The sequence below is a fragment of the Brevibacterium sp. HMSC08F02 genome (assembly GCF_001807555.1).
GTDB classification, from domain to species: domain Bacteria; phylum Actinomycetota; class Actinomycetes; order Actinomycetales; family Brevibacteriaceae; genus Brevibacterium; species Brevibacterium ravenspurgense.
Genome location: NZ_KV789354.1, coordinates 191,121 through 207,583, shown reverse-complemented (window position 1 = coordinate 207,583; position 16,463 = coordinate 191,121). Strand labels below are relative to the sequence as shown.

At 63.0% G+C, this 16,463-nt stretch carries 13 protein-coding genes and 1 tRNA gene; 4 read left to right on the top strand and 10 right to left on the bottom strand.

All coding sequences use genetic code 11. The features are described 5' to 3' along the window. Nucleotides 1–22: 22 nt before the first annotated feature. The 5 genes from tgt to HMPREF3172_RS05610 form a co-directional block, all read right to left on the bottom strand. Entirely contained in the window at nt 23–1,399 is a 1,377-nt protein-coding gene (gene tgt, locus HMPREF3172_RS05630; protein WP_083281436.1) for a tRNA guanosine(34) transglycosylase Tgt, read from the bottom strand. A 3-nt stretch (nt 1,400–1,402) separates the two neighbouring features. Then, the gene (locus HMPREF3172_RS05625) at nt 1,403–2,815 is read right to left on the bottom strand and encodes an FAD-binding oxidoreductase (RefSeq protein WP_070516083.1); all 1,413 of its coding nucleotides are present in this window, start codon (nt 2,813–2,815) and stop codon (nt 1,403–1,405) included. A gap of 10 nt (nt 2,816–2,825) precedes the next feature. Then, nucleotides 2,826–3,899 (bottom strand): histidinol-phosphate transaminase, encoded by a 1,074-nt coding sequence (gene hisC, locus HMPREF3172_RS05620; RefSeq protein WP_070516081.1) that lies wholly within the window; start codon nt 3,897–3,899, stop codon nt 2,826–2,828. A gap of 172 nt (nt 3,900–4,071) precedes the next feature. Continuing rightward, a tRNA-Ser gene (locus HMPREF3172_RS05615) sits at nt 4,072–4,162 on the bottom strand. A 57-nt stretch (nt 4,163–4,219) separates the two neighbouring features. Beyond that, complete coding sequence (locus tag HMPREF3172_RS05610) at nt 4,220–4,699, bottom strand: nucleoside deaminase (RefSeq protein ID WP_082791099.1); 480 nt, start codon at nt 4,697–4,699, stop codon at nt 4,220–4,222. 200 nt (nt 4,700–4,899) lie between these two features. On the opposite strand from HMPREF3172_RS05610, the gene upp reads away from it, so the two are divergent. The 3 genes from upp (at nt 4,900) to HMPREF3172_RS05595 (ending at nt 7,679) form a co-directional block, all read left to right on the top strand. Beyond that, entirely contained in the window at nt 4,900–5,535 is a 636-nt protein-coding gene (gene upp, locus HMPREF3172_RS05605; RefSeq protein ID WP_070516079.1) for a uracil phosphoribosyltransferase, read from the top strand. A 328-nt stretch (nt 5,536–5,863) separates the two neighbouring features. Beyond that, nucleotides 5,864–6,631, top strand: a complete 768-nt coding sequence (locus HMPREF3172_RS05600; RefSeq protein WP_070516078.1) for a winged helix-turn-helix domain-containing protein — start codon at nt 5,864–5,866, stop codon at nt 6,629–6,631. 124 nt (nt 6,632–6,755) lie between these two features. Beyond that, on the top strand, nt 6,756–7,679 hold the full coding sequence (locus HMPREF3172_RS05595; protein WP_070516076.1) for an endonuclease/exonuclease/phosphatase family protein: 924 nt from the start codon (nt 6,756–6,758) through the stop codon (nt 7,677–7,679). A 22-nt stretch (nt 7,680–7,701) separates the two neighbouring features. On the opposite strand, the gene HMPREF3172_RS05590 is transcribed toward HMPREF3172_RS05595, so the two are convergent. The 3 genes from HMPREF3172_RS05590 to HMPREF3172_RS05580 all read right to left on the bottom strand — a co-directional run bounded on the left by HMPREF3172_RS05590 (nt 7,702) and on the right by HMPREF3172_RS05580 (nt 11,878). Continuing rightward, the gene (locus tag HMPREF3172_RS05590; RefSeq protein WP_070516074.1) at nt 7,702–8,886 is read right to left on the bottom strand and encodes a MarP family serine protease; all 1,185 of its coding nucleotides are present in this window, start codon (nt 8,884–8,886) and stop codon (nt 7,702–7,704) included. After that, nucleotides 8,886–10,058: a PrsW family intramembrane metalloprotease gene (locus HMPREF3172_RS05585; RefSeq protein WP_070516072.1), complete on the bottom strand. Its 1,173-nt coding sequence runs from the start codon at nt 10,056–10,058 to the stop codon at nt 8,886–8,888. Before HMPREF3172_RS05585 ends, HMPREF3172_RS05590 begins: the two co-directional genes overlap by 1 nt. 332 nt (nt 10,059–10,390) lie before the next feature. Continuing rightward, nucleotides 10,391–11,878, bottom strand: a complete 1,488-nt coding sequence (locus HMPREF3172_RS05580) for a malate:quinone oxidoreductase (RefSeq protein WP_070516071.1) — start codon at nt 11,876–11,878, stop codon at nt 10,391–10,393. Nucleotides 11,879–12,076: 198 nt separating this feature from the next. Between HMPREF3172_RS05580 and HMPREF3172_RS05575 the strand changes: the two genes are divergently transcribed. Beyond that, entirely contained in the window at nt 12,077–13,525 is a 1,449-nt protein-coding gene (locus HMPREF3172_RS05575; protein WP_141741590.1) for a hypothetical protein, read from the top strand. Between the two features lie 137 nt (nt 13,526–13,662). Here the strand turns inward: HMPREF3172_RS05575 and HMPREF3172_RS05570 are convergent, their stop codons facing one another. Both HMPREF3172_RS05570 and HMPREF3172_RS05565 read right to left on the bottom strand, forming a co-directional pair. Then, the gene (locus HMPREF3172_RS05570; RefSeq protein WP_070516069.1) at nt 13,663–15,699 is read right to left on the bottom strand and encodes an acetoacetate--CoA ligase; all 2,037 of its coding nucleotides are present in this window, start codon (nt 15,697–15,699) and stop codon (nt 13,663–13,665) included. Nucleotides 15,700–15,822: 123 nt separating this feature from the next. Next, entirely contained in the window at nt 15,823–16,431 is a 609-nt protein-coding gene (locus HMPREF3172_RS05565; protein ID WP_070516067.1) for a nicotinamidase, read from the bottom strand. Nucleotides 16,432–16,463: the final 32 nt, after the last annotated feature.

Here is a 16,463-nt window from a genome sequence, read left to right as displayed (position 1 = left end):
CCCGACATTTATCAGACACGCCCTAGCCGCGCTGCCCAGCGGGGCCGGAGCCGTAGAAGCGGCCGAGCGTTTCCTCTTCGTATTCGTCGAAGGTGCCATCGGCGATTGCTTCGCGCATTTTCTCCACCAGCCGCACCGTGTAGTGCTCGTTGTGGATGGTGCACAGGGTGGAGAACAGCATCTCCTTGGCCTTGAACAGGTGACGCAGGTAGGCGCGTGAATAGTTCTGGCAGGTGTAGCACTCACAGCCGAGCTCGATCGGATCCCAGTTGCGCTCTGAGGCAGCGTTGTTGACGTTGTAGCGGCCGTAGGCGGTGTACACGGCTCCGTTGCGGGCTACGCGCGACGGCTGCACGCAGTCGAACGTGTCAGCACCTGCCCGCACCGCGGTGAACATGTCGTTCGGTTCGGAGATCCCCAGCAGGTGCCGGGGACGGTCTTCGGGCAGTTCGTCATTGCACCAGCCGACGATCGTGCCGAGGTTTTCCTTTTCCAGCGCCCCGCCGATTCCGTAGCCGTCGAAGTCCATGGCGCCCAGGTCGCGGCAGGCTTTGCGCCGCAGGTCTTCGTACTGTGCTCCCTGGATGACGCCGAAAAGCGCCTGATAGGGCTTGCCGCCCGGCAGACCGGCAAAACCTGGCGCACTGCGCTCAGCAGTGAGCTTCTTGTGCTCTTCGATGCAGCGGATGGCCCACAGGCGTGTCCGCTCTAGGGACTCTTCCTGGTAGGCGCGGGAGTTCATGAGAGTCGTCAGTTCGTCAAAGGCAAACATGATGTCCGCCCCCAGCTGATGCTGGACCCGCATCGAGATTTCGGGAGTGAAGCGGTGCAGAGAACCGTCCAGGTGGGATTTGAAGTTCACCCCGTCATCGTCGACAAAGCTCAGCCGCGCTTTTCCTGCCGCCGTCGCATCGTCATCGAGCCCAGCCTTGTCAGCCGCGGCCTCCATCGAAATGACCTTTTTGAACCCCGAACCCAGGCTCATCACCTGAAAACCGCCGGAATCGGTGAAGGTAGGCCCGTGCCAGTTCATGAACGCGGCCAGCCCACCAGCTTCGTCCACCAGGTCAGCACCCGGCTGCAGGTACAGGTGGTAGGCGTTGGCCAGCAGGGCCTGCGCTCCGAGTTCGCGCATCTCTTCGGGCCGTACGGATTTCACGGTGGCCTTTGTGCCCACTGGAATGAACGCGGGAGTCTGAATGTCCCCGTGCGGTGTGCGGATCACGCCGGTGCGACCGTGCACGCTCCCCTGCCCCAGGGAGTAGGGGCTGCGGGTGCGCGATCCGGGGTCGAGGCGGGACTCGATTGTGAAGCCGAAGCTCGCCTCCGCACGGTCCGGGCTGGCGGAGGTGCCGTCGTGCGCAGTGCTGTCCCCACCTGAGGCGCTGTCAGTGTGCATGGCTCAGGCTTCGCCGAGGAACTGAAGCATCTTGCCGGGGTTCATGATGTTCTTCGGGTCAATAGCCGTCTTGATGGCCATGTGCATTGCGCGGCTGCCCGCGTCGAGTTCGTGGCGCAGCCAGGGGGCTTTGAGTGATCCCACTCCGTGTTCGCCCGTGATGGTGCCGCCGCATTCCATGCCGGCCCGCATGATTTCGCCGAAGGCCTCTTCAGCCAGGCGCACCTGTTCGTCGTCGAGCGCGTTGAACGTGACGGTCGGGTGAAGGTTGCCGTCACCGGCGTGAGCACAGCAGGAAAAGGTGAGCTGCGGGTACTGTTCCGCGATCTCGTCCAGGCGGGCGAAGATATCGCGCAGCCGGGCTCGCGGCACGCAGATGTCGTCGACGAGTTCGCCACCGCCCAGTTCGTGGGTGAACTTCTGGGTTGCGGGAGAAACAGCGCGGCGCGCAGCAACCAGCAGCTCGGAGTCTGCCGGGTCGTCTGAAAAGAAGACGTCGTCAGCGCCGACGGCCTTTGCAACAGCCGTGAACCGTTCGAGTTCCGCGGCGGCCGATTCCGTCGAACCGTCACCGTCAGCCTGCACCAGCAGAATCGCCCCGGCACCATCCGGCAGACCGAAGTCGCCGTAGGCGTTGACGAACTCGATCACCTGCCGGTCCATGTACTCCATGAACGACGGACGGCCGCCCGCGCCCATGTAGTCCGTGACGGCGCCTGCCGCGCTGACGGAATCCGGGAAGATCGCCACCGCGGTCAGCGGCGGCGGAAGTTTCGGCACCAACTCGAGCGTCACCTCGACAACCACCCCGAGGGTGCCTTCGGCGCCGATGATGAGCGAGTGCAGGTTGTATCCGGCCACACCCTTCTTGGTGGGTCGGCCAACGGTGGTGAGCGTGCCGTCGGGCAGCACCACTTTGAGGCTGCGCACGTAGTCGGCGGTCACGCCGTATTTCACACAGCACATGCCGCCGGCGTTGGTCGACACATTCCCGCCGATCGACGAGATCGCCACCGACCCGGGGTCGGGCGGGTAGGACATGTCAAAGCTGTCGAGGTGCCTCTTGAGGTCGCCGTTGATGATGCCGGGTTCGACGGTGCAGGTCTGTTCGACGGTGTTGACATCCAGCACACGGTTCATCCGCTCGAGGCTGAGCAGGATGCAGCCGTCAATCGCGTTGGCCGCTCCGGCCAGTCCGGTCCGTGCGCCCTGTGGAACGATCGGCACGCCGTGTTCGTGGGCGAAGCGGACGGTGGTCTGCACGTCCTCAACTGTCTGCGCGCGCACGAGCGCCAGGGGTTTGCCCGCGGTGCTGAACTGCGCGTGGTCGAAGCTGTAGGTCTGCAGAACATCGGGGTCGTCCGTAAACGCGCGCCCCAGTGTTTCCTTCAGGCCGGCAATATCGGCAATGCTCATGATCGACCGGTCACTTGCCCAGGAACTCGCGGGTGATGGCGATGAAGCGTTCCATGGCTTCGTCCGGGCCGATGCTCACACGAATGCCGGTGTGCAGGTTGCGCACTGCCAGGCCGTTGGCCATGCACACCTTTTCAAACTCTGCGGAACGGTCGCCCAGCGGCAGCCACACGTAGTTGGCGTCGGACGTCGGCACGTCGATGCCAAGTGCGCGCAGCTCTTCTGTCAGTTTGTCGCGAGCTGCGGCAACTTCCTTTGCCCGCACATCGACTTCGGCAGATGCCCTCAGCGAGGCGAGCGCGGCTGCCTGGCCGATGCTCTGCACCGAGAACGGCGCGATCGACGTGCGCATTTCGAGGATGACATCCGGGTGGGCAATTCCGTAGCCCACGCGCAGGCCGGCAAGGCCATGGGCCTTGGAGAACGTGCGCATGATGATGAGGTTCGGGTAGTCAGCCAGTGCCGCAACGGCGTCAACCGCGTCTTCCGAGGTGATGAACTCCAGGTAGGCCTGATCGAGGACCACCAGCAGGTCCGAAGGCACACGGTCCATGAAGGAGCGGAATTCGGCCTCGCGGATTGCGGGGCCCGTGGGGTTGTTCGGGCTGCACAGAACGACCAGCGTCGTGTCGTCGTCAATTGCGTCCAGCAGCGCATCGAAGTCGTGGCGACCGTGGGCGGTCAGCGGGATCTGGCGGTTCTCCGCTCCGCTCATGACACCCACCTGGCGGTACATCTCAAAGGACGGCCACGGGTAGACGATGTTCGCACCGGGGCCTGCCGTAATGGCAAAGGCAGCCGAAAGGATTTCTGAACCACCGGCACCGAACACGACGTTCTCAGGGGCCACGCCCAGGAAATCGGCCATCGCCTCAGTCAGTTCGAAAACACCCGGGTCGGGGTAGATATTGGGATTTTCAGATGCCTTCGCAATGGCTTCGCGCACCTGCGGAAGCGGTTCCATGTGGTGCTCATTGGCCGACAGCTTGTAGGCGGTCATGCCTTCGATCGGAGCAGCGGGTTTGCCGGGAACATATGCCGCGGCATCACGCACGGCAGGGCGCAGGCGGTACTGAAAAGTCATGGGCTCATCGTACCGCCGCCCCAGGCTCACCCGGGCGGCACCTCGGCTGTACCCCCGAGGTTCAGAACAGCCGAGCCGAACCCGGGAACTCTTGCGGCACCTCGGCCGTACACCCCTGTTCTCCCATCCAGAACATGAAAAAGCTCCGAGGCGAAAACCTCGGAGCTTTATCTGGCGGTAGCGGTGGGATTTGAACCCACGGTAGGGGGTTGCCCTACACAACATTTCGAGTGTTGCACCTTCGGCCGCTCGGACACGCTACCGCGGACAACTCTAAGGCCTCAGCGGCCGCGGCACAAACTGGGGGACTGTCATTCTGCTCACTCTTCGCTGCCCGGCAGCCGCAGATCGGCGAAAAAATCATCCAGCACAGCCCGGCACTCGTCAGCTCGCACACCGGGGTACACCTGCGGAATCGGATGGGCAGCACGGTCCCGCGGAAGGTCCCACACGGACCCCACGGCGCCGGTCTTGGGTTCGTGCGCGCCAAAGACGATTGTGCCCACGCGGGCGTTCATCGCTGCGCCGGCGCACATGGCGCACGGTTCAACTGTGACGACGAGGACCGCCCCGTCCAGCCGCCACGTGCCAAGGGCCTGCCCAGCCTGGCGCAACGCGAGAACCTCGGCGTGCGCCGTGGGGTCAGCATCGGCTTCGCGCCGGTTGCAGGCAGCTCCGACCACCTGCCCGTCGAGGATGACAACAGCGCCGATCGGCACATCGGATTCCGGGCAGCGGTGCGCCTGATCCAGCGCTTTGCCCATCCACTGCGCGTGCTGTTCGCGGACTGCAAGCGCCACGTCAGCTCACCGCTCCCCTGCAAACATCATCCGCACTGCAGACATCAACCGCGGTGAGCCTCCCCCGGCAGCGTGCAGCCCCGCGGACGTTCAGCGAACAGATACAAGCCATGCGCCTATTGTCTCTGCCCGCACATCACACACAAAGCACCGCACGAACAAAGCAGGACGACAGCCGCCGCGAACGATAGGCTTAAACCATGAAGCTCCACGTGGCGGACCACCCGCTCATTGCCCACAAGCTCACTGTCCTGCGTGACGAGCGCACTGACTCAGCTCGCTTCCGCCAGCTGACCGACGAACTCGTCACACTGCTTGCCTACGAGGCCACGCGCAACGTCCGCGTGCAGCCCAAGCAGATCAACACCCCCGTGTGCTCCACCACCGGCACCCAGATCGCCCAACCGCGACCGCTGGTTGTGCCGATTCTGCGCGCCGGCCTGGGCATGCTCGAAGGCATGACCCGCATGCTGCCGACCGCCGAAGTCGGCTTCCTCGGCATGGTCCGCGACGACGACACCCTTGAAGTCGAAACCTACGCCCAGCGCCTGCCGAACGACCTCGAAGACCGCCAGGTTTTCGTCATCGACCCCATGCTGGCCACCGGCCACACCCTGGAAATGGCCATTGACTTCCTGCTGGAGCGCGGAGTTTCGCATATCTCCACCGTCTGCCTGGTCGCCGCCCCGGAAGGCGTCGACTACATCACCGAGCGCTTCGGCGACCGCGCCGACATCGACGTGTTCACAGCAGCACTCGATGAAGGCCTCAATGAAAACAACTACATCGTCCCCGGGCTCGGGGACGCCGGTGACCGGATGTACGGCACCGCCTGATCCCCCCGGTCCCCACGGAACCGGAACAGAACAGCACGAGGCGCCTGGCACTTCGTGCTGTTCTTCTTTTGTCATCTTGGCTCACCGGAAAGCCCGTCAGGCCGCTGTCGCAGTCACATAACGCCCCTCGATTACGTCACATTTCGTCATAAACGTCTCAAAAACGGAAATCTGCTTGGTTTTCGTTCAGAGCGTGACAAATAATGACGTCATGTTCTTCCAACAGCGAATGCCGATGCCCTGCGTTCGCGACCTCACCAGCTGACACGGTCGCGAACGAGTTCTTCAACAGCATCCGCATATTCCCATCGCAAGAGAAGAGAATCCCATGACGCAGTACGCATCTGCACCCCAGAACGTCCACCCCCGCAGCGCAGCAGCAACCCGCAGGCGAGGAGCCCGCTTGACCCCGGTAGACCCGCAGTCCGCCCCTCGCACCTACGGCCCCGCAGGAGTCCAGGCCCAGCCCGGTTCGGCCCGCGGAATCATCCTCTACATCGGCCTGAGCGAAGAAGAGGCCGCCGTTTCCGGCACCAACCTCACGGAAATCGCCGAATCGCTGCGCGACTACACGCAGGAACTCGCCCCGTCGTCGGAAACCCAGGCGATCATCGCTCTGGCGCCTTCCGGCCCGGAACGCGACCTCGACGCCGTGCGCGCTGTTGCGACCGGCTCGCCTGCTGCCCGCGGTGCCGCCGCCCGTTCCCACGGCCCCGTCCGCTCGCGTATTCCCAGCCGCATCCATCCGCCCCAACCGGCAGAAGCTCAGAAGCCCGCAACTGGGCTCAAGGTCGACCTGCCGCGCCGCGAGGTGCACATTGACGGCCGTCTGGAAACCGTGACGGTCAAGGAGTTCGACTTGCTGGCCACACTCGTCAGCAACGAGGGGCAGACCCTTTCGCGCGCTGAACTCGTTGACAAGGTGTGGGGCAATGATGCTGACCGTCCCGACGAACGCACCGTCGATGTTCACGTTCGTCGCCTGCGCAAGCGCCTGGGCTCGTACTCGACTGTTGTCCGCACCATCCGCGGGCAGGGCTACCGCTTCGATTCGCACCCGGATGTCGAGGTGTGGAGCGCATCAGCTCTGCGCTGATCATGTGGGCGTGCGCGCCTCGCCCGGATGATGAGTTTCGGGCTGTACTGAACTGGCATATATGAGCCCTCACTGAGGACTGGCCCAGAGAGCGGTCAGGTTCGGTTCGTAGACTGAAGCTCTCATGTCTCGTACGAAGAACCCAGCCAAGGGCATTGTCGTAGCCCTTCTCGGCGCGCTGTTGGCCGCGCTTCTGATCATCCACGAACTCATCCCGACGACCAACGGGCTTGCCCTCATCGTCGAATCAGCTCTGCCCTGGACGTGGGTGCTGCTCGTCCTGCTGCTGCTCTTGGCGCTCATCCGACTGTCACCGCTGTCGATCATCGGCGTGCTCATTCCCGCCGTGGTGTGGGGTGTGATGTTTGGGCCCTACCTCAAGCCGGCATCTGATGACCGTGACGCCGACCTCATCGTCGCCACACACAATGTGGGTGCGCGCCTGCCGCAGCCGACTGCGACGGCACGGGCCATCATCGATCAGAAACCGGATGTTGTCGTCATTCAGGAGATCGAATCCCTGTCGGGCAAGATCATCAAAAAAGAACTCGACAAGTCGTTTGCCCACACGCAGGTTGCCGACACGGTCGGCGTGTGGTCACGCTGGCCGCTGACCCAGAAGCAGAACATCGACCTGGGTCTGCAGTGGCCGCGAGCATTTGAAACCACTGTGAAGAGCGATCGCGGCGACGTGAAGCTGTACGCGGTGCACGTGCCGTCCGTTCGCCCCGGTGTTGAGACTCTGCGCAATTCCGCGCTGCAGAAGCTTTCCTCGGCCGTGAAACAGGAAGACGCCGAACACCTGATTGTGGCCGGCGACTTCAACGCGGTGCAGACTGACCGCTACTTCAAAGACCTCGATGAACAGCTGGTCGACAGCCGCAAGGCCGTCGGCGGCGGCTTCGGCTTCACGTGGCCGGCACAGTTCCCCGCGGTGCGGCTGGACCACATCATGGTCCGCGGACTCGATCCCGTCTACGACACTGTCATGGACCGCGGAACCTCAGACCACCGCGCGATCATTGCTGGGCTGAACCTGACGCAGTAGCTTCGGTGTTGCCGCGGGAGTTTCAGTTCTTCGCGGTGCACTTGCCGGTGGGCACCAGCCCGCGCGTACCCTCTGCTGCTTTCAGCGTCGGCATGATTTCCTTCAGCGTGAGCGCATAGCCAGTTGCATCGTCGTTCTGCGACTTCGCAAAGACCATGCCCGATACTCGGCCGTTTGCCGCGATCAGAGGGCCTCCCGAGTTTCCTGGGCGCACATCAGCGCGCAGCGAATACACCTTGCGGATGGCTTTCTTTTCGCCGTAGATGTCTTTGCCTTCGGCGATAACTCTTTCGCGGACCCTCGACGGTGAAATCGTGTATGGCCCGTGTTCCGGGAAGCCCACGACAACGGAGTCGGCTCCCACAGCCAAGTCCTCGCCGCGCTGCATAGCCGGGGCTTTCAAGCTGGGGACATAGAGGACGGCAACGTCGATCGTGGGGTTGAAGCCCACCACCTGCGCCGGCAGGGCCTGTCCCTTGCCGGCAACCTGCACGGAAATCTGCTGAGCGGCCGCAACGACGTGGGCGTTCGTGGCCACATAGCGATCGGAGTACACCCAACCAGTGCCCTCCGATGCGGAGTTGCACGCGGGCGCCTGAGCGGTGATCTTCACAACCGACTGGGCCGCTTCTTTGCCGACGGCCACCATTTCCGGGTTCGGTGCATCGACTTCGCGGATCTGCTCTTTCTGTCCGCTGAAGACATCCGGGAAGCCGTTGAAGCGCAGGGCTTCGCCCAGAGCACCGAGCGCCTGTGAGGACGGCACGGGCGCAGCCCCGTCGAGGGCGCGCACAATCACCGAATCGGCGGCCCACTGGTTAGGTTCGATGAGCGATGTTGTGCGCACCCACCCGGCACTGACCCACACCAGCAGGCAGAAGACCACAACACCACTGATGGCGCCGCCGATGGCGTCAACGAGCCTGCCAGCGGCCGAACGGATGCGATCGCGCAACACCCGCCCCCACGAAGCTCCGATCGCTGCCCCGATAAGACCCAGCACAAAGGGAACGGCAAAAGCGCCGGTCGGTCCGATCACATCGAGAAGCTCGTTCGCCCCGGCCAGTTTCATGCCGGCGAGCACTCCCCTGCCGATAAGCAGTCCGAGCGCAAACCCGATGAGCGCCCCAACGGTGGGGCTGAGACCGCGGATCCACCCCATCGCCAGAGACGACAAGGCGATGATCCCCAGCACCAGGTCGATCATCAGTACGCGCCAGGATAGTGCGCCTGGTAGCTGTGCGCACTGTTGACGCTGTTCATCAGCCGTGTGCGCTGTGCGGCGAAGTCCGTGAGCAGCTTCTTTTCACGTTCGCGTTCAACCTCACCGCCAGCGTGGACGTTGATGCGCTGGCGGGCGTTGGCCAGATTGATAGTCGTGCGGACCATCTTCTTGAAGGTGTCGGCACCCCCGTGATAGCCGGCCGCCCACCGCTTGCCCTGACTGCGGCCTCGCCACGTGCCGAACGTGTCGACCTCGGCCGGTGTCAGCCAGCCCGCCTGCCTGTATTCATCGAGCATGGCGCGGTCCTTGCGCACTTCGAGCCACCGCAGGACGAACGCGAGGCTGTACCAGATGACGGCGTATACCAAGGCCAGTCCGACGATGATGAGCAGGCCGAGGATTCCCAATCCACCCACAGCTCCGGCCATGAAGTTCCAGAGGGCGTGCAGGAAGGTTCCCACGGACCATCCCAGCGGCCACGCCAGAATCGCAGCCCACCACTGCCAGCGGGCTGCGGCAAAGCCGATCACAACACCGGCCACAGCCGTGAACAGCGAGTGGCTCAGCGGCGACACGATGCCGCGCAGCACGAAGGTGATGGCCAGACCCACAAATTGTCCTTCGTCAAAGGACCCCGACAGGTACTGCAGATTTTCGGTGAACGCGAATCCCGCACCGACCAGCGAACCGTAGATGAAGCCGTCGAGAGGACCCGTGAAGTGTCGGCGTGCGGCCAGGGCGAACACCGCGAGGAAAATGCCCTTGGCGCCCTCTTCGATGGGCGGGGCTCCGAGCACTGGGTACAGGAGGTCAAAAAGACTCTGTGAGCTGTCGAAGCCGATGACCAGGGTCGAACCCAAGAATCCCAAGGTCTGCACCACAATGGTGAAGACGATCGCCATGACTGCACCCCACAGCAGCGGCAGAACCAGCCACACGGGGTTGCGCTTCTTCCACCGGTTGAACCACAGGACCACCAGGAAGATGAACGCCATGGGCACCAGCGACAGCAGGACGATGAGAATGCCCAAGCCGTTGAACGTCAGCGACTGAAACAGAATGATGAGCAGGAGCCCGAAGCCCAACAGCCCGATGGCAATGGACGCGAGGATGATTCGGACGAGCTCTCCGGTCGAGCCGTCTGGGCGTGACACAGTTGGGTAGGCAATTCCCGAGGCGCCGGTGAGCTGCCCGGATGGGGCCTGTTGGATTGGCCCGGCTGATGGCACATACCAGGCTGGGCGCGAAGGACCGCCGTGCGGGTATTGCTGGCTATAGCTGCTGTGTGGGTGCTGCGTCATAGTTGCCGTTCGTGTGAGCTTCCGTTGCGTATCGCATACATGATTCCACACCCCGGTGACACGATGGCTTGTCTCAGCTGTGAAGCCCCGCAGACTGATGCTGGAAAACGCTGAAGCCCCCGCAGTGGCTGCGGGGGCTTCTGCGTGCAGGGCTTCAGTCAGTGCGGACTTGAGCTCTGTCGATGTCAGTCGACGTTGATCTGCAGGGTCCGGTTGGTGTACTCGGTGAGTTCGTCGAGCAGCGTTTCGTCTTCGTGCAGCGTGCGGCCGAAGGACGGGACCATCTTTTCGAGCTTGGGCTTCCAGCCTTCGAACTGACGCGGGAAGCAGCGTTCGAACAGTTTGAGCATGATCGATGGGGCGGTCGAGGCACCGGGCGAAGCACCCAGCAGAGCTGCAACGGAACCGTCAGCCGACGCAACGGTTTCGGTGCCGAAGCCCAGCATGCCCTTGCCGTTGGCGTCCTTCTTCATGACCTGGACGCGCTGACCGGCGTGAATGAGCTCCCACTGGCTGGGGTCGACTTCTGGAGTGAATTCGCCCAGAGCCTCGAAGCGGTCCTTCTTCGTGGAAGCCAGCTGGCTCATGAGGTAGGTCACGAGGTCGAAGTTGTCCTTGGCCACGTTGAGCATGACCGGAAGGTTGTTGGGACGAACCGAGAGCGGAAGGTCAAGGAACGAACCGGTCTTGAGGAACTTCGGCGAGAATCCGGCGTAGGGACCGAACATCAGGTATTCCTTGCCGGAAATGACGCGGGTGTCCAAGTGCGGAACCGACATCGGCGGAGCACCGGTTGCGGCCTGGCCGTACACCTTAGCGTGGTGGCGTGCCACCAGTTCGGGGTTCGAGCTGCGCAGGAACAGACCCGAAATGGGGAATCCGCCGTAGCCGTTGGCTTCCGGAATGCCGGTCTTCTGCAGCAGCGGGAGTGCGTGGCCGCCGGCGCCGATGAACACGAACTTGGCATCGACGTCGAAGGATTCGGCGGCCGCGGTGTTCTTCACCGACACGCGCCAGCCGTTTCCGCTGCGGTTGAGGCCCGTGACTTCGTGGCCGGTGCGGACTTCAACGCCGTTGTCGGCGAGGTTGGCCAGCATCTGGCGGGTGAGCGAACCGAAGTCGACGTCGGTTCCGCTGGTCACGCGCGACAGGCCGTTGACCTGTCCCGGGCCGCGGTTTTCGAACATGAGGGGCAGCCACTCAGCCTGCGTGGCAGGGTCGTCGGTGAACTCCATGTCCTTGAACAGGGGGTTCTTGACCATGGCTTCGCGGCGAGCGCGAATGTAGTCGCGGCCGGACTCTCCGCGGCCGTAGGACACGTGCGGAACTTGGTTGATGAAGGTGCCGGGTTCGCCGACGATGCCTTCGTCAACGAGGTAGCTCCAGAACTGGCGGGAGACCTGGAACTGTTCGTTGATGTTGACGGCCTTGGCGATGTCGATGTTGCCGTTCTTGTCGGCCGGCGAGTAGTTGAGCTCGCACAGGGCCGCGTGGCCGGTGCCCGCGTTGTTCCATGCGTCAGAGCTTTCGCGTGCGACATAGTCGGTGCGCTCGTAGACGCGGATTGTCCAGTCGGGCTGAAGTTCGTGCAGCAGGGTGCCGAGCGTTGCGCTCATGATGCCCCCGCCGATCAGGACGACGTCAGCGTTTTCTTTGATACTCAAAGTCAGCATCCCCGTTCGGCTGTGTAGTAGATACTCCACTCAAACTCTACTCCTGTGCACACGACGGTGCCTCCCAGGGTCACCGCGGGCCGAGCCCTTGAAAACACCCCGCCGACTTGTGTGCTTGAGCCTGTGGATGAAATCGACGATGTCCACAGCCTGTCTCAGGCGTAGAGAAGCCGACGGCAGCACGTGTCTGATGTGGCTATGAAAAATCTATTGACAGCGCTGAAGACAAGCGCACTCATCATTCTGACCGCCATCATGGCGTTCGCAGTTTCAGGACCAGCGGCCGCCGACGACGACTTCTACGGCCCCGGTCTGTGGCACAAAGAAGGGGTGCACAAGACCTTCTACGGCGCCTATCTCACGATCGACGGCAAACCGTCCTACTGTCTCGATGCGGGGCTTCCCTCACCCAGGCCACAGCACTTCAAGGGGGCTGAGCCAACATCGGTGCGCACACCGCAGACAGCCTGGCTGCTGGCGGAATACGCGGACTCGAAGGACAGCAGCCGGCAGGCGGCTCTGTCGGCGTTCGTCAAACTCGACAAGGCACTGCCCCACCGACACACCATGAAGGTGCGCACGCCGAAAGAGCTCGGCAAGAAGTTCGCAAAAGCCGCGGACATGTTCACCCAGATGCGCAAGGACGCCAAAGACTTCGCAGGCCCGTACACTCTGACCCTTGCGCCTAAGCACCGCGACGGGAAGGTGTTCGCCACTCCGACACTGACCTCGGCTGCGGGGAAGGAACTGGACTGGCCGGTGGATGTTGTCATGACCGGCGGCAGCGAAGATCTCCGCAAGCAGGTGCCGGCCGGCACGGAAGTATCTGTCTCAGCACCACCCGGCGCGCTGGTGTCTGTCGAAGCCACAGCCGCGGGGCTGCCGAGCACAGATGTTCTGGTGTACAAGCCCACTGACGGCAAGCGAGTTCAGAACGTCACCACAGGTGTTCCCGCGAAAGTCACCGCTAAGGCAGCGGCGAACACGCAGCTGCCCTTTGCGCCGACTGCCGAAACAACTGCCGAGGTTTCCTCTGACGGGAGCATCACAGACACCATCAACATCACCGGCGCCCCGCCGAACTCAACACTGTCCGTAATCGCGCGGGCCTACCATTCGGACACCGAACCCGTGCAGAGTGCGGAACCACAGGGAACACTGGTCGACGAACAAGAACTCACGGCACGCATTGACGGCGACGGAAAGGCCCAGCTGACGACCGAAGCCGTGGAGGGCAAACCCGGCTGGACCACGTGGACCGTCGAAATTCGTGAAAGCGAAAGGTCAGACGGCTGGGTGTCCGACTGGGGCATCCCGGAAGAAACCGTCTACTGGGAAGAACCGCCGGAGCCGACTCCCCCGCCGGAAGAGCCCACGCCGTCTGAAGAGCCGACACCGTCTGACACACCCACACCGGAAGACTCCCCAACGCCGGAAGAAACTTCCTCGGCCCCACCGGAACAACCGGAACCGAAGCCCGAGTCCACGCCGGAAGCCGGAGGCGAAGAAAGCCCCACACCACAGGAGCCGAAGCAAGCCGAAACGCTGCCCCGCACGGGTGCGGACTGGCGGGTTGGCGCCGGAATGGGGCTGGTCCTGCTGGGAATCGGCGCGGCAGCGGTGGGCTTCACCCGGAAGCGAAGCTGATTGCACAGCGCGTTAAAGCAGAACGCACACTGAATCTGCACTGACAGCACGAGGGGGGGGTGGACAGCACCAGCTGTCCACCCCCGGGGCCTAAAGCCAGTACCGAAGATCCGGTGCCGAACCTCACGTGCCGAACATCAGCCCTTGCTGTCTGCCTCCTGGTCAGCCGCGCCCTGAGCAAAGCGGCTGGCGAAGTCCAAATACCAGTCAAGAATCTCGTTGTCAGCGGCAGCAGATCGGTTGACAACATCTGGCGACTGGCCCTGGAAGACCTTCTTGAGCGGCACCTCGAGAAGTTTGCCGGTGCGGGTCATGGGAACACCGGGGGCGGCGATGATCTCGTCCGGTACGTGCCGCGGAGACACCTCGGAGCGGATCGTCTGCACGATCTGGGAGCGCAGCTGCTCATCGAGTTCCGTTCCGGGCGAGGTCACAACGAACAGCGGGAGGTAGTAGTTACCATCGCCGAGCTCGGCGCCGATCACCATGGACGCCTGTACGCCCTCAACCCGGTTGACTGCGTTCGTGATGTCCGAAGAGCCCATGCGGATGCCGCCGCGGTTGATGGTCGAATCCGAACGGCCGTGGATGACCCAGCGATCATCGGCGGAGCGCGTCACCCAGTCGCCGTGGCGCCACACGCCGGGGTACACATCGAAATAGGCGTCCCTGTACCGGCTGCCGTCAGGGTCGTTCCAGAACTTCACCGGCATTGACGGCATCGACTCGGTCACCACGAACTCGGCGAGCTCATCCACAACAGAATTTCCGTGGGCGTCGAAAGCATCGGCGGCAACGCCCAGGTACGGCCCCTGCAGCTGGCCCAACACAACTGGGTCCAGCGGGTTCGAACCGATGAACGCGGTGCAGATATCGGTGCCACCGGAATCCGAACCCACGCGGATGTTGGGGGCCACAAACTCATACGCCCACTTCCACGTTGAACCCGGCAGCGGTGAACCGGTCGACAGGATTGTCCGCAGGGATGACAGATCGTATTCGGCGCGCGGCTTCGCGCCGGCCTTCTCCATCATCTGCAGAACCGCGGCACCCGTCGCGAAATGGTTCGCCTTTTCCCGGCTGACGATCTCAAACTGGCGCGAAGCCGAACCGGCCACCGGGGAACCGTCGTAGACGACGATCGCCGCGCCGGCACCAAGGCCGTTGACCAGGATGTTCCACATGATCCACGTGGGTGAGACAGCCGTGTAGGTCACGTATCCCGGCTCGAGTTCGCTGTGCAGAACACTCTTCGCCGCTTCTAGAACAATGCCGCCGTGACCGTGCACAATGCCCTTCGGCTTGCCCGTCGTGCCGGACGAAAAAACAACCCACAGGGGGTGCGAGAACTCCACGCGAGTGAATTCCGGTTTCTGCGGCTGAGCAACAATGTCAGAGAAGACAGCGCTCGGCACACCCACCTCGGCAGCGTCAGCTTCGGGCAGACGGTCGCCCAGATTGTCGACCAGTACGTGCGCCTTGATGCTGGGCATCTGCTCCACTAGCGACGCCGCAGAAGCACGCAGATCAATCTGCTTGCCATTGAACTTGTAGCCGTCAACGGTCAGCAGCACCTTCGGTTCAAGCTGCTGGAAGCGGTCCAGCACGCCCGCCGAACCGAACTCCGCCCCGACAACCGACCAAATCGCCCCCACGGATGCACTGGCCAGCAGACCGACAACCGTCTGGGGGATGTTCGGCAGCACGGCACAGACAACATCGCCTTCACCCACCCCTGATGACCGCAGCCACTCGGCGAGCGCACCGACCTGTCCCGCGAGCTCCGCCCAGGTCAGAGCGTGCCGGTTCAGATCTTCGTCCAAGCCGATGAGCGCCTCGTCATCCGGTGCGCTGTCAGCCCGGCGCAGCATGTTTTCGGCGTAGTTGATCTGGGATCCCGCGTACCAACGGGCATCTGGCATGGTGCCGGTGACCGCCGGACCGTCTGCGCGGTCGCCGATTATGTCGAAGAACTCCCACACCGCGTCCCAGAAGTCGTTCAGGTTCTCGACTGACCAGGCGTGCAGCGACGCGAAGTCACCCACCGGCACACTCCGTGTTTCAGCCAGCCACTCCTGGAACTCCCGTATTTTCGATGCGGCGATTCGCTCGGGTGAGGGCGTCCACAGAACGTCACCGGGTTCCGCCTGTTCAAAGTTCTCCGCAAGTGCCATAGCTGTCCTTTCTGCCGCGCTTCATTGCGCTGTGTGCTGCGGTGTGCGAAATGTTTCTGTGCGCCTCGTTTTGGGCCGGTCGGGCTGACCAGCCCAGAACGAAGCGCCCAGATCTGGTGAGTCTCAGTCCTCGGCGTCCCCGATGTCGTAGGCGGCGGCCTTTCCGTCGGTGCGCTGAACCGTGACGCCGTTGTCGGCGAGTTCTGCGAGCGCTTTGCGGCTGGTATCTGCAGCGACACCCGCGCACAGATCTTCGAGCACTCGAACTTCGAAGCCTTCGTCCAATGCGCTCAGCGCGGTTGCGCGCACGCAGTAGTCGGTGGCGATTCCACAGACGCTCACGTGCGTCACACCGCGTTCCCGCAGCCATTCGGCAAGTTCTGATTCGCCGTCTGCCTCTACACCGTCAAAACCGGAGTAGCCATCTGAGTACTGCCCCTTGAGGAACTGGGCATCAACTGCTTCAAGCACCGGTTTGAGGGCCGGTGTGAACTGCGCACCCTCGGTGTCTGCCGCACAGTGCACGGGCCAGGTGGTTGTGAAGTTCGGTTCGGAAGAAAAGTGCGTGCCGGGATCGATGTGCCAATCCTGCGTGGTCACAACGAAGTCGTCAGGCCCCTCTTCCACGTAGTCGGCAATCGCTTCGGCCGCTGCCAGTCCCCCGTCAACACCGAGAGAACCGCCTTCACAGAAGTCATTCTGAACATCAACGATGATGAGTGCAGTTGTCATGACCACAGTCTACGGAATGTGGTTCAGGTCTC

Coding starts and splice junctions, on each gene's coding strand:
- tgt (WP_083281436.1), bottom strand. CDS start 1,399: ATGCACACTGACAGCGCCTCAGGTGGGGACAGCACTGCGCACGACGGC.
- HMPREF3172_RS05625 (WP_070516083.1), bottom strand. CDS start 2,815: ATGAGCATTGCCGATATTGCCGGCCTGAAGGAAACACTGGGGCGCGCG.
- hisC (WP_070516081.1), bottom strand. CDS start 3,899: ATGACTTTTCAGTACCGCCTGCGCCCTGCCGTGCGTGATGCCGCGGCA.
- upp (WP_070516079.1), top strand. CDS start 4,900: ATGAAGCTCCACGTGGCGGACCACCCGCTCATTGCCCACAAGCTCACT.
- HMPREF3172_RS05600 (WP_070516078.1), top strand. CDS start 5,864: ATGACGCAGTACGCATCTGCACCCCAGAACGTCCACCCCCGCAGCGCA.
- HMPREF3172_RS05595 (WP_070516076.1), top strand. CDS start 6,756: ATGTCTCGTACGAAGAACCCAGCCAAGGGCATTGTCGTAGCCCTTCTC.
- HMPREF3172_RS05590 (WP_070516074.1), bottom strand. CDS start 8,886: ATGATCGACCTGGTGCTGGGGATCATCGCCTTGTCGTCTCTGGCGATG.
- HMPREF3172_RS05580 (WP_070516071.1), bottom strand. CDS start 11,878: ATGCTGACTTTGAGTATCAAAGAAAACGCTGACGTCGTCCTGATCGGC.
- HMPREF3172_RS05575 (WP_141741590.1), top strand. CDS start 12,077: ATGAAAAATCTATTGACAGCGCTGAAGACAAGCGCACTCATCATTCTG.
- HMPREF3172_RS05570 (WP_070516069.1), bottom strand. CDS start 15,699: ATGGCACTTGCGGAGAACTTTGAACAGGCGGAACCCGGTGACGTTCTG.
- HMPREF3172_RS05565 (WP_070516067.1), bottom strand. CDS start 16,431: ATGACAACTGCACTCATCATCGTTGATGTTCAGAATGACTTCTGTGAA.